Origin of the sequence: Pseudarcicella hirudinis (assembly GCF_900115665.1) — a bacterium.
Lineage (GTDB): Bacteria > Bacteroidota > Bacteroidia > Cytophagales > Spirosomataceae > Pseudarcicella > Pseudarcicella hirudinis.
Map to the genome: position 1 here is coordinate 491023 of NZ_FOXH01000001.1, position 14272 is coordinate 505294.

A 14272-nucleotide genomic window follows, 5' to 3' on the forward strand; every position below is an offset into this window, starting at 1 on the left:
TCTTATTCAGGAATAAAAAACAAAATAATTATCGGCTTTTTGAATTTTCTTGTATTTTTGGTAAAATTAATTGTCAAAACAACAATTACATAAATTTCCAAAATGAATTCATCAGACCAGAAAGCTTATTTTTTCAAAATTGATACAACCATTAAAAAGATCAGATATGCTCTGCAAAAAGCGCTTGATGAAGCAAATCTTGATATTACGGTTGACCAATGGGTGCTTATCGATCACATTTTCAGAAATCCCGGAATCAGTCAGAACGATTTGGGAGAAATGACTGTAAAAGATAATCCTACAGTAACAAGGATTATTGATCTGCTTGTCAAAAAAGGGCTTTCTGAGAGAAAAATGTCTGAAAGTGACCGGAGAAGATTTGATGTATTTCTGACTGAAACAGGGAAAGAAGTCTATCACAAGGCACATCCGATAGTGGTGCATGTGCGAAGAAAAAGCTGGTCAGGACTGAATGATGAAGATTATTTTATTTTCACCAGAATACTTGATACAATCTATAAAAATATTACTACCTAGCTTTCCGGAAATAGCTTTCGGGAAGCTATTTCTGAAAATATGCAAAAAGACTTAAAATCCTGGCTTGAGATTTCTGCTCATTCAGACTTCTCAATATATAATTTGCCTTACGGGGTTTTCTCAACTAACCAGCATGCAGATTCACGCGTTGGGGTTGCACTGGGCGAATACATCATTGATTTATGGAAATTATCACCATTACTGGAAGAAATCCATTTTGACAGAGCAGTCTTCTTAAAAGCAGAGTTAAATGATTTTATTGCACTCGGGAAAAGTATCCATACTGCTGTAAGACAAAGAATTACTGACATATTCACTACAGAAGACACTGAAATTCAGAACATTGCAAAAAAAACATTAATTAAGCAATCTGAAGTAGTCATGCACCTTCCGGTGAAAATCGGAGATTATACTGATTTTTATTCAAGCATAGAACATGCTACCAACGTCGGTAAGATGTTCAGAGATCCTGAAAATGCTTTACTACCTAACTGGAAACACCTTCCGGTTGCATACCATGGCAGGGCTTCTTCTATCAGAGTTTCCGGAACAGACTTTCACAGACCCAAAGGTCAGATCAAGCCAAATGATTCCGATTCTCCTGTCTTTTCTCCCAGTAAAAGTCTTGATTTCGAACTTGAAATCGGTTTAATTATCGGAAAAAATTCTGAAATAGGCGAATCTGTCTCTACAGAACAGGCAGAAAATTATATATTTGGACTGGTATTATTTAATGACTGGTCGGCAAGAGATATCCAGAAATGGGAATATGTTCCATTGGGACCGTTTCTGGCAAAAAATTTCTTTTCATCGATTTCTCCCTGGGTTGTGACAATGGAAGCAATGGAACCTTTCAAAAGTGAAGGTCCGGAACAAAATCCTCCGGTACTTGACTACCTGACTTTCTCAGGCGCTAAAAATTACGATATACAGCTTAGTGTCGAAATCAGTGCCGAAAACGGAGCATCTGCTATTGTCAGCCAGACCAATTTTAAATACATGTATTGGAACATGGCTCAGCAGATTGCGCACCATACGGTAAACGGCTGCAACCTCAATATTGGTGATATATTAGCTTCCGGAACAATTTCCGGCTCTGAACCAACAAGTTTTGGCTCTATGCTTGAGCTCACATGGGGTGGTAAAAACCCTATAAAACTCTCAGAAAATTCAGAAAGGAAATTTATTCAGGATTTTGATACAGTTACAATGAGAGGTTTTTCACAAAAAGAAGGTATTAAAATAGGTTTCGGAGAAGTAAGCAATAAAGTATTACCATCAAAATGACTATAAATCCTAAAGAAATAACGCTTCAGGCCTTGCAGGCATATCTGCAAAATGCAATCGCACCGAGACCAATTGCTTTTGCCAGCACAGTGGATAAAGAAGGCCAGGTTAATTTAAGTCCTTTTAGTTTTTTCAACCTTTTTGGAACCAATCCGCCTACTTTAATTTTTGCGCCCAACAGAAGAGTAAGAGACGGCTCTCAGAAACATACCATTCTGAATATTCTGGAGCATGACGAAGTCGTAATTAACCTGGTTGATTACTCAATGGTTCAGCAAATGTCTTTAGCCAGCTGTGAGTACGAAAAAGGTGTCAATGAATTCGTAAAAGCAGGATTTACTGAAGAAAAATCCTTAAAAGTTAAACCTCCGAGGGTCAGAGAGTCAAAAGCGCAATTTGAATGCAAAGTAAAACAGGTTATTCAAATGGGTGAAACCGGAGGGGCAGCAAACCTGGTGATCTGTGAAGTAATACTGATGCACTTTTCTGAGGATATCCTGGATGAATCCGGAAAAATAGATATACACAAAACCGATTGGGTAGCACGTATGGGGGGAGATTCCTATTGCAGAGCTTCTGGTAATGCAATATTTGAGGTTCCTAAACCAAGTATTAATAAAGGCATAGGATTTGATCAGTTACCGCTGGAAATCAGACAAAGTAATATATTTACAGCCAATGATTTAGGTATTCTTGCTAACATTGAACATCTGCCGGAAAATCAGCTGATAGATGAGCACAGAAAGCAAAAAAAGGGAGAATTTACCGGAAAATCAAGGGACGAAATACACCATATTGCCCGGAACCTGTTAAGAGATAAAAAAGTTACAGAAGCCTGGCTTACACTTTTAAGCTGACAAAACAATAAATCCCGGAATAATATTCCGGGATTTATTGCTTTGTCATATCAATGTTTTAAATTCTTCAAATGCTTCCGGATTTCTTACAGATCCTAAATTCACTGCTTTTTCCAACGGAATCCCCTGCAGAATTTTCTTGACAGGAATTTCAAGCTTTTTTCCGGAAATTGTATAAGGAATTGCAGAAACAGCAATAATCTTATCCGGAACATGCCTGGAAGTATAAGATTCGCGTAAAACCTTTCTGATCTCTTGTTTAAGCAATTCTGAAAGTTCTGAATACTCTCTCAAAACTACAAACAGAATCATACAATCTTCTTTTTCCTGATGAATAACCAATGAATCACTAATTTCAGGTAAATGCTCAACTGCTCTGTAAATTTCGGCGGTACCAATCCTGACACCCTGTCTGTTAAGCGTCGCATCAGAACGGCCAAAAATTACCAGTTTCCCTTCTTTTGAAATTTTAACCCAATCACCATGTCTCCAGATACCGGCATATTCTTCAAAATAACTGGCTGAATATTTCTTAAAATCAGGATCATTCCAGAACATTACCGGCATGGAAGGAATCGCTTTGGTAATCACCATCTCTCCTACTTCATCCGTTAACGCCTGTCCGTTTTCATCCCATGCTTCCAGAGATACTCCCAAAGCCCGACATTGTATTTCTCCCTCTGTAACAACTTCCAAAGGATTACCGCCAACAAATGCAGTGCATACATCTGTACCACCAGACATAGACCATAAATAGACATTTTCTTTGACAGATTCATAAATCCAGTCGAAGCCCTCGGAAGACAAGGGAGATCCTGTAGAACTTACAGAGCGAAGTTTACTTAAGTTAAATTTGTCTTTCGGATGAATCTCACTTTTTATACAGGATTGAATAAATGAAGCACTTGTACCAAAATGATGAATACCTTCTTTTTCTGCAAAGCGCCATAAATTATCTATATCAGGAAAAGCAGGACTTCCATCATAAATCACGGCCGTTGCTCCAGCCAGTAAAGATCCCTGCAAAAAATTCCACATCATCCATCCGGTAGTGGTGTACCAGAAAAAACGCTCAGAAGGCTTTAAATCATTATGAAAGCAAAGGTATTTTAAGTGTTCAAGTAAAATCCCACCAACCGAATGAACAATCGATTTTGGCGTTCCGGTTGTGCCTGAGGAATAAACAATCCAGAGAGGATGGCTAAAATCTACCCGTTCATATGCAATTTCTTCCTGTTTTTCTGCAATAATATTGTCCCAGTTATCAAAGCCTTCTACTTCAGCATTCTTATTGAGGTAAGGAATAAGAATGGCAGATTTCAGGCTTTTAAGCTGTTTTTTTAATTCATTTACCTGTGGAATTTTATTGAATTGTTTTCCATTATACTGATAACCATCTATCGCTATGAAAACTGAAGGTTCTATTTGCTGAAACCGTTCTAAAACACTCTCCGTTCCGAAATCAGGAGAAGCACCCGACCAGATTGCACCGATGGAAGCTGTGGCCAGCAACGCAACAGTCGCCTGAGGAATGTTGGGTAAATACCCCGCAACTCTGTCTCCTTTTCTGACTCCGGATTTTCTGAGAAATGCTGCAAGTGAGGCCGTTTGTGAAAATAATTCGTCCCAGGAAATATGTTTACTTTCTTCTGATTCGGACTTAAAAATAATGGCAGGAATCGCCTCATTTTTTCTGGTAAATATATTCTCAGCATAATTCAGAGAAATACCCTCAAACCATTTTGTCTGAGGCATATTTCCTGTCAGTACATGCTTTATCTCACCGGAATAAGACAAGCCGAAATAGTCAAACAAAATTCTCCAGAATTGTTCCTGTTCATTAACCGACCAGGCCCACAAAGATTGGTAATCCTGAAAATCCAGCTGGAAAGCGGATCTTAAATAATCAATAAACTGAGTAAGGTTAGAAGTCTTTCGCGTTTCCGCATCAGGTTTCCATAGTATTTTAGGATTCATCATTTTCATCAACTAATTGTTCCAGCGCAATTCTAAATAATTCCTTGGCAATTGTTTGCTTGCTATCATGCACATTCCTGGCTTTTTGCAAAGCTTTTCTGATGGTTTCTGAAACATCAAGAAAGATCGATTCATCGGTCATTACAGCGTCGTCACTCATCAGATATGCAAAAACCCTTGCCATCCCACAATTTGCAACAAAATCAGGAATCAGAGAAATTTTTTCATCAGCCTGTGACATAATTGAGCCATAAAATATCTCAGGATCAGCAAATGGTACATTTGCCCCGCAGGAAATGACTTCAAGACCTCCGGCGATCATTTTATCCAAAGCGTTTCCTGTGACAATCCTTGAAGCAGCAGCCGGGATAAATATCTCTGCGCCGGCTGACCAGATTTTTTCGTTAACCTCTTCATAACTAAGCAGATTCTCAGCAACAAGAGTATTATTTTCCCGGTCGAAGAAAAGGGCTTTGGTTTCTTCCAGATCCAATCCTTCTTTTCTGATAATTCCACCGTTTCTGTCAATAATTCCAACAATTCTGGCACCTAACTTCGTCAGGTATAAACCCGCAGCGGCGGCAACATTTCCCCAGCCCTGAATAATTACCCGTTTTCCTGTTATATTTCCTCCCCAAAGCTCATAATAATGTCTGATTGACTCTGAAACACCCCAACCTGTAATTAAATCAGCAATCGTATATTTATGGACATTTTGAGAGGAAGTCGGGGTATAATTCCAATCTTCAATTACTTTTACGACTCCATGTCTGAGCTGGCCTAATTTCTTGATTTTCAAAGGTTCATTGGCCAGATAATGCCCTGTCACAATTCCTTCCTGCGGATGCCATAAGCCGTATTCTTCAGTAATCGGAATTACTTCATGGATTTCATCTACATTCAGGTCACCGCCGGTACCATAATAATTTTTCAGTAAAGGGTAAACCGCTTTATACCAGCGTTCCAATACCCCGTGTTTTCTGGGATCTGAAGGATCAAAATTTATTCCTGACTTAGCTCCCCCGATTTGAGGACCTGATACAGTAAACTTTACTTCCATCGTTTTAGCCAATGATTCTACCTCTCTCCTGTCCAGGCCCTTACGCATCCTCGTTCCACCTCCGGCAGCACCGCCTCTTAATGAATTAATTACTACCCAGCCTTCGGCCTCGGTTTCAGAATCCTTCCATTCAAATACAATTTCAGGACGTTTTTCTTCAAATTTTTTGAGAATAGATTGCATTTTTTTATGATTTATATGCAAATGTAAATTAATTTTACTTAGTATAACAACTATTAGTAAACATTTATTTATTGCTATCAAGGATCATAATGATTCACAGAATTTTAGGGATAAATCGTTTAAAAACCTGTAATTTTGGATAAAAATTTCAACTATCATTGTATGAAAAAATCATTCAAACGCTCTGTTTTCTATTCAATCTGTTACCTTCTTTTTTTATGCTGGATTTCAGGATGTAATAGTGACAGTAAATTACAGGAGGCCACAGATTTTTTCAAAAGAGGAAATTTCAAGCTTCAGAACCGGGAGTATCAGGAAGCGATTAAATGGTTTACTGAAGCGATTGAAAAAAAGCCTGATTTTGCTGATGCTTACAATAACAGAGGTTTGGCTTATCAGAAAGCAGATAAACTTGATGAGGCGCTGGCAGACTTTGACAGCGCTATAGAAAAGGATAATAATTTTACGGAAGCCTATTACAACAGAGCTGAACTTCTTTTCATAAAAGGAGAATATCAAAATGCGCTAAAAGATCTTGAAGCTGTTCAGAAAGTGTATAAGGATTCTTCTTACGTGTATGTAAGCCTTGGTAATATTAAAGCCCAATTAAATAATCTTTCAGGAGCAACTGCCGATTATGAGCAGGCGATCAGACTAAATCCTAAAAATGCTGAAGCATATTCTAATCATGGTTATCTTTATTTTCAGCAAAAATCTTATGATTTAGCCAGAAAGGATTTCGAAAAGGCTTTGTCACTGGATAGTAATCAGGATTTTGCTGCCAATAACCTGGCATTTATTCTGGGAGAAGAAGGAAAATATGAAGAGGCATTGAAATGGGCGAAAAAAGCTATTGCTCAGAAAGCGACACAGCCAATTTATCTTAATAATTACGGCTATATCCTGTTGCAGCTTGGAGAAACCCAGAAAGCCAGAGAGGCCATAGAACATTCTTTAAAACTTCAGCCGGAAAATGCTTATGCCTTAAGAAATCTGAGTTTGTATTACAAAAAAACAGGAAATCTTACAGAATCTGAAAAATACCTCAATGAGGCAAAAAAGATTGATCCTTCTATAAAATAGTCAAATCTATGTTTAGGATCTCTTTAAATATCCGGAAAATAAGATAAACTCAGAAGCTACAAGTCAACAGATCCAATTCTGCAAACCTGTAGCTTCTGACATTTAAACAGCTTTAAAACCGGCTTTAAATTGTTTGAAAATCTCTGTATTTACCAATGAATCTGTATCAACTTCCAGTAATTTCGGTTTTCCGGAATTTTCGGCAAATAATGATAATTTAGCCATCAGTCCTTCATTATTATTTACTTTAACATATTCTATATCAGCATCCTGACAGGTTTTCTCTGCATTATAAGACTGAACTGTCTCAAAATAGTCTTCAAGCTCCTGAAGCTTCGATGGTCCATCAATTACTCTGAAAATTCCACCGCCATGATTATTTAACAAAACAATTCTTAAATTTTCAGGTAAATACCTGTTCCAAAGAGCATTCCTGTCGTAGAAAAACGCTACATCTCCGACTAAAAGAAAAACCGGTTTCTTTGTACTAATCGCTGCGCCGACAGCAGTGCTTACACAACCATCTATTCCACTTGTTCCTCGATTGGCAAAAACTTCTATTTTCTTCTTTGCTTCAACACCAATATAATTTGCATAACGAACTGATAATGAATTAGCTAAATGTAATTGAGAATTATCCGGTAAGCCTTCCATAAATTGCTTAATTACCAAAAATTCATTAAATGATTCGGTTTTAAAATCAGCCTGAAAGAAAGATTCCACATATTTTCTCGCCTTTAATTCTCTTTCAAACCAGATATTCTTAAATTCAGGATCTCTCTCTTCCATATCTCCGTTTCGGAAATTATCATAGTCAATATCAGCAAAGAGTTTTGAGAAAAAATCAAGAGGGCTCACCGGAATAATCTGAGTCAGAGATTGAAAGGTATCAATCAAATGATCTCCATATTGCAAGTGCCAGTGTTCTTCAGCTTTGTATTTCCGTAGAAATGTTTTAAAACTTTTAGAAATAAAGGATTTTCCGATCGTAATCAGCAAATCCGGTTTCAACAGAGAATCATCTCCCCCTAAAAACAAATCATGTTTAGAGATTGAATCCAAGCCAACATTTGAAATAGCCTCTCCTAAAACCGGAATATTAAATTCTTCCTGAATTTTAGCCAAAACCTCCGACAGTGCAGAGTTCAATTCTTCCTGGCCAACTGCAATCAATATTCGGCTGGAATCTATTACCTTTTCAATGATTTCAGTCCAGTCTTCCTTACTTAGCTGAAATACAGGTTTAATTCTTTTTATATCACGCGCCCGGGGACTAAACCTAACCTCTTCATTTTCAAGAGGATAAAAAGGTTCTCTTAATGGAATATTAATATGAACGGGACCTTTGGGTTCTGTCATGGCTAAATTAAGCGCATGATTTACTGATCTTTCAATCTGCCAGACGGAGTCGGGATGAGAATAGTCAGCACCGATCTCAAAACTTTGTTTAACATGTTTACCAAAAATATCAGTTTGGTATATCGTTTGCCCGTCATGCTGATGAATCCATTCTTTAGGCCGGTCGGCTGTGAGAACAATCAGCGGGATTTCCTGAAAAAAAGCCTCAGCGACAGCTGGTGCATAATTATAAGCAGCAGAGCCTGAAGTACAGCATATTACGACAGGTTCCTTTAAATTTTGAGACATTCCCAGGGCAATAAAAGCTGCCGAGCGTTCATCCGATACTGATTTGGCCTGAATACCCGGATGGCGGGCCAATGCAATCGTTAAGGGAGCGTTTCTGGAACCCGGAGATATTAGGGCATGATTAACACCTTTTTTGTGCAAAATTTCGGCAATATTGAGAATGGGTTGTAATAAGGCCATACTTAAACAGAGTAATTAAAATAGCTTAATCCTTAAATTTTCTGGAATCTTCCGGATTCTGAGAAGGATATCTTCAGAACAAAAAAAGCCTCTAAAAGAGGCTCTAAATTTACTATCAGGAAATTATTATCCCAAATATGTTTTCAAGGCTTTACTTCTCGAAGTATGTCTCAGACGACGAATTGCTTTTTCTTTGATCTGACGCACACGTTCACGGGTAAGATTAAACTTTTCACCGATTTCTTCAAGAGTCATTGCATGTTCTCCGTTCAAACCAAAGTATAATGTTACCACATCTGCTTCACGTTGTGTAAGCGTTGAGAGTGCTCTTTGGACTTCACGACGAAGTGAATCATTAATCAAACCAGAGTCTGGTTTATCTTCACCATCATTTTCCAACACATCAAGAAGAGAGTTTTCCTCCCCTTGAACGAAAGGAGCATCCATAGATACGTGACGACCTGAGATTTTCAAGGTATCGACAACTTCTCCTGTAGAGATTTCAAGCACTTCCGCTAATTCTTCCGGAGATGGCTCACGTTCGAATTTCTGCTCTAATTCAGAGAAAGTCTTAGAGATTTTATTTAAAGAACCTACACGGTTAAGTGGCAGACGTACGATACGTGATTGTTCCGCCAAAGCCTGAAGAATAGACTGGCGAATCCACCATACAGCGTATGAAATAAACTTAAAACCACGGGTTTCATCAAAACGCTGAGCAGCTTTGATCAAACCAAGGTTACCTTCATTAATAAGGTCACCTAAACTTAATCCTTGATTCTGATATTGCTTCGCTACTGACACAACAAAGCGAAGGTTCGCTTTTGTAAGTCGTTCGAGAGAAAGTTGATCACCTTCACGTATTTTCTGAGCTAAAATTACTTCCTCGTCTGGTGTTAACAAATCCACCTTACCTATTTCCTGCAAATACTTATCGAGTGACTGGCTCTCCCGGTTTGTAATTTGCTTGCTGATTTTTAGCTGTCTCATATTTAATTACCTGTTGATAATTGCTGGTTTCAATTAACATAAAGTCAGTTAACAATTATCAGATTCTTAACCATAATTTGGAGATTAAGATATAAAATAATTGTTAACTGATTAAATAACGTATTATTCTGCTGTTTTGTTCTCCGCCTTTGCAGGTCTCGGCAATAAAACTTTTCTTGACAAACGGAATTTACCCGTCTTCTTATCAACTTCAATAAGTTTTACTTTAATTTCTTCACCTTCCTGCAAAACACCATCCATAGTTTCGATTCTATCCCATGAAATTTCGGAGATGTGCAATAAGCCATCTTTGCCTGGCATAAACTCAACAAAAGCACCAAATGGCATGATTGACTTAACTTTTCCATCATAAACTTCTCCTACTTCAGCTACAGCTACAATGCCTTTCACCATTTTAATAGCTTTATCCATAGAAGGTTTATCTGAAGAATATATACTTACATATCCTCCGTCTTCTTTTTCTTCAATAGTTACAGTAGCACCGGATTGTTTTTGAATATCCTGAACAACTTTTCCACCTGGTCCGATTACTGCACCAATCTGATCTTTGAAGATCTTGATTACGGTAGCTCTAGGAGTCTGAGGTTTGAAGTCTTCACGAGGAGTTTCAATAGCCTTTTTCATTTCTCCAAGGATGTGTAAACGGCCTTGTTTTGCCTGATGCAATGCTTCAGAAAGAACTTCATATGATAGTCCGGTTACTTTAATATCCATCTGACAGGCAGTGATACCATTTTCTGTTCCGGTTACTTTGAAATCCATATCTCCTAAATGATCTTCATCACCAAGAATATCAGATAAAACGGCATATTTACCGGTTTTAGTATCTGTAATCAATCCCATGGCAATTCCTGATACCGGTGCTTTAATTTTAACACCCGCATCCATCAGTGCTAATGTACCTGCGCACACAGTTGCCATTGAAGATGAACCATTTGACTCAAGAATATCAGAAACTACACGAATTGTATAAGGATTGTCTTCTCCGGTTGGCAATACTTTTTTCAAAGCACGCATCGCCAGGTTACCATGTCCTACTTCACGACGTCCGGGAGCTCTGTTTGGTTTTACTTCACCAGTTGAATAACCCGGGAAATTGTAATGAAGCATAAAACGGTTATAACCCTGGAACATTGGCTGATCAACAATTTGCTCATCCAGTTTAGTACCAAGTGTTACTGTCGTCAGCGATTGTGTTTCACCACGTGTAAACACTGCTGAACCATGCGGAGATGGCAAATAATCAACTTCGCAGGTAATCTGACGAATCTGATCCAATTTACGTCCATCCAAACGATAACGCTCATTCAATACCAGCTGACGGGCTGCTTCTTTCTCAATATCATGGAAATAATATTTAGCAAGGCCCAGGCTAACAGTATGATCCTCAGGCAAAGCAGCAATATATTCATCAACAATTGCTTTGAAACCGGCTTTTCTTTCAGCTTTAACAGGATTAGCCAATTTGGCTACTTCATAGAATCTGTCGAAATATTTGTCCCACAATTCTTTACGAAGTTCCTCGTCATGTGTCTCGTGATTATATACACGTTTCTCAGTTTTTCCAACTTCAGCTTCTAATTCTTTCAAAGCGTTACACTGAATTTTGATTGCTTCGTGAGCTAATCTTAAAGCAGCCAGCATATCTTCTTCAGAAGCTTCATTTGCTTCACCTTCAACCATCAGAATATCATTCATATTGGCTGCAACGATCAATTCAAGATCCGCTTTGTTAATTAATGAAGAATCCGGGTTAACAATAAATTCTCCGTCAATTTTAGCTACACGAACTTCAGAAATTGGTCCGTTGAAAGGAATATCAGATACTGCAAGGGCAGCCGCAGCGGCTAATCCCACAAATGCATCCGGCTGAACCTCAAGGTCTGCTGAAACAAGGTTAATCATCACCTGAGTGTCTGCATGAAAATCATCCGGGAAAGTAGGGCGTAAAGCACGGTCAACCAGACGGCTGATCAATACTTCATAATCAGATAATCTACTTTCACGACGAAGGAAACCACCCGGAATACGACCTGCAGCAGCAAATTTCTCCTGATAGTCAACTGAAAGTGGTAAAAAATCCACACCTTCTTTGTGTTCTTTGTTAGCTACAACAGTTGCTAACAACATCATGTTTCCGCTTCTTACTACAACAGACCCGTCTGCCTGCTTAGCAAGTTTACCTGTTTCGATGGTAATTTCTTTACCATCTGGCATTGTAATTTTTTTTGTAATTACGTTAAATGACATAATTTTTTTAGTAAAACATTGTCCCTTTTTCAATCAATAACATGTTGAGGAAGGATTTTGTTGGTTTATCGTTTAGTTAATGTTAAATGTTAGGCGTTATGAAAGGTTATAGAAGCTACGATTATAACGATTAGCAAATAACGTATAACTATTAACGAACCCTGTTCCGTTTAAACACTTCTATCCGGAATGAGCACATATCAAGGGAAAAGGCATAAGTGATTCATTTTCAGGCCAATTTGCTTATTCAAATCAGAATCAATTATGATAAGGAGAAAACAAAGCAGGGAATTCACCTGTGTGATTCCCTGTTTTGGAAAGTGATTACTTTCTGATGCCGAGTTCAGCAATAATTGCTCTATAACGGTTAATATCTTTTGCAGTAAGATAATTGAGAAGTCTTCTTCTTTTACCTACTAATTTCAAAAGACCCAAACGTGAACTGTGGTCTTTTTTGTTAACTTTTAAATGCTCAGTCAAATGATTGATTCTGTAAGTAAACAAAGCGATTTGTGACTCGGCAGAACCAGTATCGATTTTAGACTTAGCCTTTCCTTTTTCTTCGAAAATTTCTTGCTTTTTCTCAGGTGATAAGTACATCTTTTACCAGTTTAATTGTTAAAAATTTTATAAACGTGCAAAAATAAGGTTTTTCTCCTGAGAATGCAAATCTTTGTTCCTATTAATTTCAGACCCTACAAATGAATCATACCGTCTGTTTCTTTAATTTCAATATTTTAGAGAACAATTCAATTTTTGAAAGTCTTTCCTTCAATTTGCCAAAAGCCATCGCATAAACGTCAGTTTCAAACAACCTGGAGTCATTTCTTGCTTTATTTAAGAAATAAACCCCTATTGAAAATAACACTACATTAGAAAACCAGGCTCCGATCTGTACCAGAATCTTCCCTTCTTTTGCCATTTTATCTCCTTGCTGCGTCATAACATACATCAAGATAAAAAATGAAATGGCTACCACAATCGGCATCCCAAAACCACCTTTTTTAATAATTGAACCCAAAGGAGCTCCAATCAGGAACATTACGAATATAGCAAAAGCATTTGTGAATTTATGATGCCATTCCAGATTTGTTTTCTGAAACTCGTCATCTTTAGACAAAAGGCTTTGTTCATTGCCATCAGCAAAAGTTACCATGTTTTTCGCCTGACTTGCCGCAAATTCAAGATCTCTTATTTCCATTCCCTTTGTCCTCGGAACCATGAGAGAATCTATCCACTTTCCCGCTTTCATCTTTTTCTGCTCTTTTGTAAGGTCTTTCAGATTATACATATAATATGATCTGGCTGTATAATAGAAATTTGCTTTCAGGTCTCTGGTGCTTTTTCTGAGTGAGTCGGCATCTTTTCCCAATTGTACCACATCACGCATAATCTGATGGTGAGAAAACTGCTCTTCTTCCGTTTTATGCATATCAAACGCCGCCAGACTCATCACAACTTTGCTCCTTTTGAACTCATGAACTGCCATATCTGTCTGGTCAGTCCCTGAAGTCTTGTCTGCATCCTCAAGATAATCATTCCCATTGAATAATTCAAAAATAAGATATTGTTTATCTAGGATCGTGTACATCTGAGCTGAATCTGCCACTGTTACATGACGATTTCCGTCATTCTTGGTATGATCAAAAATCAGAATATCCTTTAACGTTTTATTATCAGGAAATTTCTTCCCTACTTTAATGCTGTATCCTGGTAAATCGTTGTAAAAAATGCCTTCCTTGATATTTAAAGTAGTTTTAGTCGTTTTGATATCATACAGCAAACGATATCCCTTGAGGTTTGCCCAGGGTAAAGCCACATTATTAAACCAGAAAGAAAAGCAGGTGATTATAACAGCTACGACCAAAATCGGTCGCATGACACGGGACACTGAGATTCCGGCACTTTTGATGGCAGTTAATTCAAAAAACTCTCCGAGCTTACCATAAGCCATCAAGGTAGAAAGCAGCATTGCCAGAGGCATTGCTATAGGAATGGTAATAAGGGTAAAATAGAAAAACAATTCACCGTAAACAAACACTCCCAAATCCTTCCCAAATAAATCAGCAAAGTAAAACAACACCAAACGAAGCAGAAAAATAAAAATAACTACTGCCAGCGTCAAAATAAACGGCCCGTAAAATGATTTGAGGACCAGTTTATCAAGTTTCTTCATCAAATTAGTATTTCTTAAATATTT

At 37.8% G+C, this 14272-nt stretch carries 11 protein-coding genes; 4 read left to right on the forward strand and 7 right to left on the reverse strand.

All coding sequences use genetic code 11. From position 1 onward, the window contains the following. The first annotated feature begins 102 nt into the window (after positions 1-102). The 3 genes from BM179_RS01755 to BM179_RS01765 are packed head-to-tail and all read left to right on the forward strand — an operon-like array spanning position 103 to position 2681. Positions 103-537 carry a MarR family winged helix-turn-helix transcriptional regulator gene (locus tag BM179_RS01755; RefSeq protein WP_092011169.1) on the forward strand — a complete coding sequence of 145 codons (435 nt, stop codon included), beginning with the start codon at positions 103-105 and terminating at the stop codon, positions 535-537. A 39-nt stretch (positions 538-576) separates the two neighbouring features. Further along, positions 577-1824: a fumarylacetoacetase gene (gene fahA, locus BM179_RS01760; protein WP_092011172.1), complete on the forward strand. Its 1248-nt coding sequence runs from the start codon at positions 577-579 to the stop codon at positions 1822-1824. Next, positions 1821-2681, forward strand: a complete 861-nt coding sequence (locus tag BM179_RS01765) for a flavin reductase family protein (protein WP_092011175.1) — start codon at positions 1821-1823, stop codon at positions 2679-2681. The genes fahA and BM179_RS01765 overlap by 4 nt, the downstream gene beginning before the upstream one ends. Positions 2682-2726: 45 nt before the next feature. Here the strand turns inward: BM179_RS01765 and BM179_RS01770 are convergent, their stop codons facing one another. Beyond that, positions 2727-4661, reverse strand: coding sequence for an acetoacetate--CoA ligase (locus tag BM179_RS01770; RefSeq protein ID WP_229632881.1), 1935 nt, complete (start codon positions 4659-4661; stop codon positions 2727-2729). Continuing rightward, positions 4648-5901: a Glu/Leu/Phe/Val dehydrogenase dimerization domain-containing protein gene (locus BM179_RS01775; RefSeq protein WP_092011178.1), complete on the reverse strand. Its 1254-nt coding sequence runs from the start codon at positions 5899-5901 to the stop codon at positions 4648-4650. The genes BM179_RS01770 and BM179_RS01775 overlap by 14 nt, the downstream gene beginning before the upstream one ends. A 162-nt stretch (positions 5902-6063) precedes the next feature. On the opposite strand from BM179_RS01775, the gene BM179_RS01780 reads away from it, so the two are divergent. Beyond that, positions 6064-6984, forward strand: coding sequence for a tetratricopeptide repeat protein (locus BM179_RS01780; protein WP_092011181.1), 921 nt, complete (start codon positions 6064-6066; stop codon positions 6982-6984). A gap of 102 nt (positions 6985-7086) precedes the next feature. On the opposite strand, the gene menD is transcribed toward BM179_RS01780, so the two are convergent. The 5 genes from menD to BM179_RS01805 form a co-directional block, all read right to left on the reverse strand. Continuing rightward, the gene (gene menD, locus BM179_RS01785) at positions 7087-8811 is read right to left on the reverse strand and encodes a 2-succinyl-5-enolpyruvyl-6-hydroxy-3-cyclohexene-1-carboxylic-acid synthase (protein ID WP_092011183.1); all 1725 of its coding nucleotides are present in this window, start codon (positions 8809-8811) and stop codon (positions 7087-7089) included. A gap of 126 nt (positions 8812-8937) precedes the next feature. Next, on the reverse strand, positions 8938-9801 hold the full coding sequence (locus BM179_RS01790; RefSeq protein ID WP_092011185.1) for a sigma-70 family RNA polymerase sigma factor: 864 nt from the start codon (positions 9799-9801) through the stop codon (positions 8938-8940). Between the two features lie 123 nt (positions 9802-9924). Further along, complete coding sequence (gene pnp, locus BM179_RS01795; RefSeq protein ID WP_092011188.1) at positions 9925-12072, reverse strand: polyribonucleotide nucleotidyltransferase; 2148 nt, start codon at positions 12070-12072, stop codon at positions 9925-9927. 324 nt (positions 12073-12396) lie between these two features. After that, positions 12397-12672 carry a 30S ribosomal protein S15 gene (rpsO, locus tag BM179_RS01800; protein ID WP_092011191.1) on the reverse strand — a complete coding sequence of 92 codons (276 nt, stop codon included), beginning with the start codon at positions 12670-12672 and terminating at the stop codon, positions 12397-12399. A gap of 106 nt (positions 12673-12778) precedes the next feature. Further along, complete coding sequence (locus BM179_RS01805; RefSeq protein ID WP_092011195.1) at positions 12779-14248, reverse strand: LptF/LptG family permease; 1470 nt, start codon at positions 14246-14248, stop codon at positions 12779-12781. Positions 14249-14272 lie beyond the last annotated feature (24 nt).

Coding starts and splice junctions, on each gene's coding strand:
- BM179_RS01790 (WP_092011185.1), bottom strand. CDS start 9,801: ATGAGACAGCTAAAAATCAGCAAGCAAATTACAAACCGGGAGAGCCAG.
- BM179_RS01805 (WP_092011195.1), bottom strand. CDS start 14,248: ATGAAGAAACTTGATAAACTGGTCCTCAAATCATTTTACGGGCCGTTT.
- pnp (WP_092011188.1), bottom strand. CDS start 12,072: ATGTCATTTAACGTAATTACAAAAAAAATTACAATGCCAGATGGTAAA.
- fahA (WP_092011172.1), top strand. CDS start 577: ATGCAAAAAGACTTAAAATCCTGGCTTGAGATTTCTGCTCATTCAGAC.
- BM179_RS01780 (WP_092011181.1), top strand. CDS start 6,064: ATGAAAAAATCATTCAAACGCTCTGTTTTCTATTCAATCTGTTACCTT.
- rpsO (WP_092011191.1), bottom strand. CDS start 12,672: ATGTACTTATCACCTGAGAAAAAGCAAGAAATTTTCGAAGAAAAAGGA.
- BM179_RS01765 (WP_092011175.1), top strand. CDS start 1,821: ATGACTATAAATCCTAAAGAAATAACGCTTCAGGCCTTGCAGGCATAT.
- BM179_RS01775 (WP_092011178.1), bottom strand. CDS start 5,901: ATGCAATCTATTCTCAAAAAATTTGAAGAAAAACGTCCTGAAATTGTA.
- BM179_RS01770 (WP_229632881.1), bottom strand. CDS start 4,661: ATGATGAATCCTAAAATACTATGGAAACCTGATGCGGAAACGCGAAAG.
- menD (WP_092011183.1), bottom strand. CDS start 8,811: ATGGCCTTATTACAACCCATTCTCAATATTGCCGAAATTTTGCACAAA.
- BM179_RS01755 (WP_092011169.1), top strand. CDS start 103: ATGAATTCATCAGACCAGAAAGCTTATTTTTTCAAAATTGATACAACC.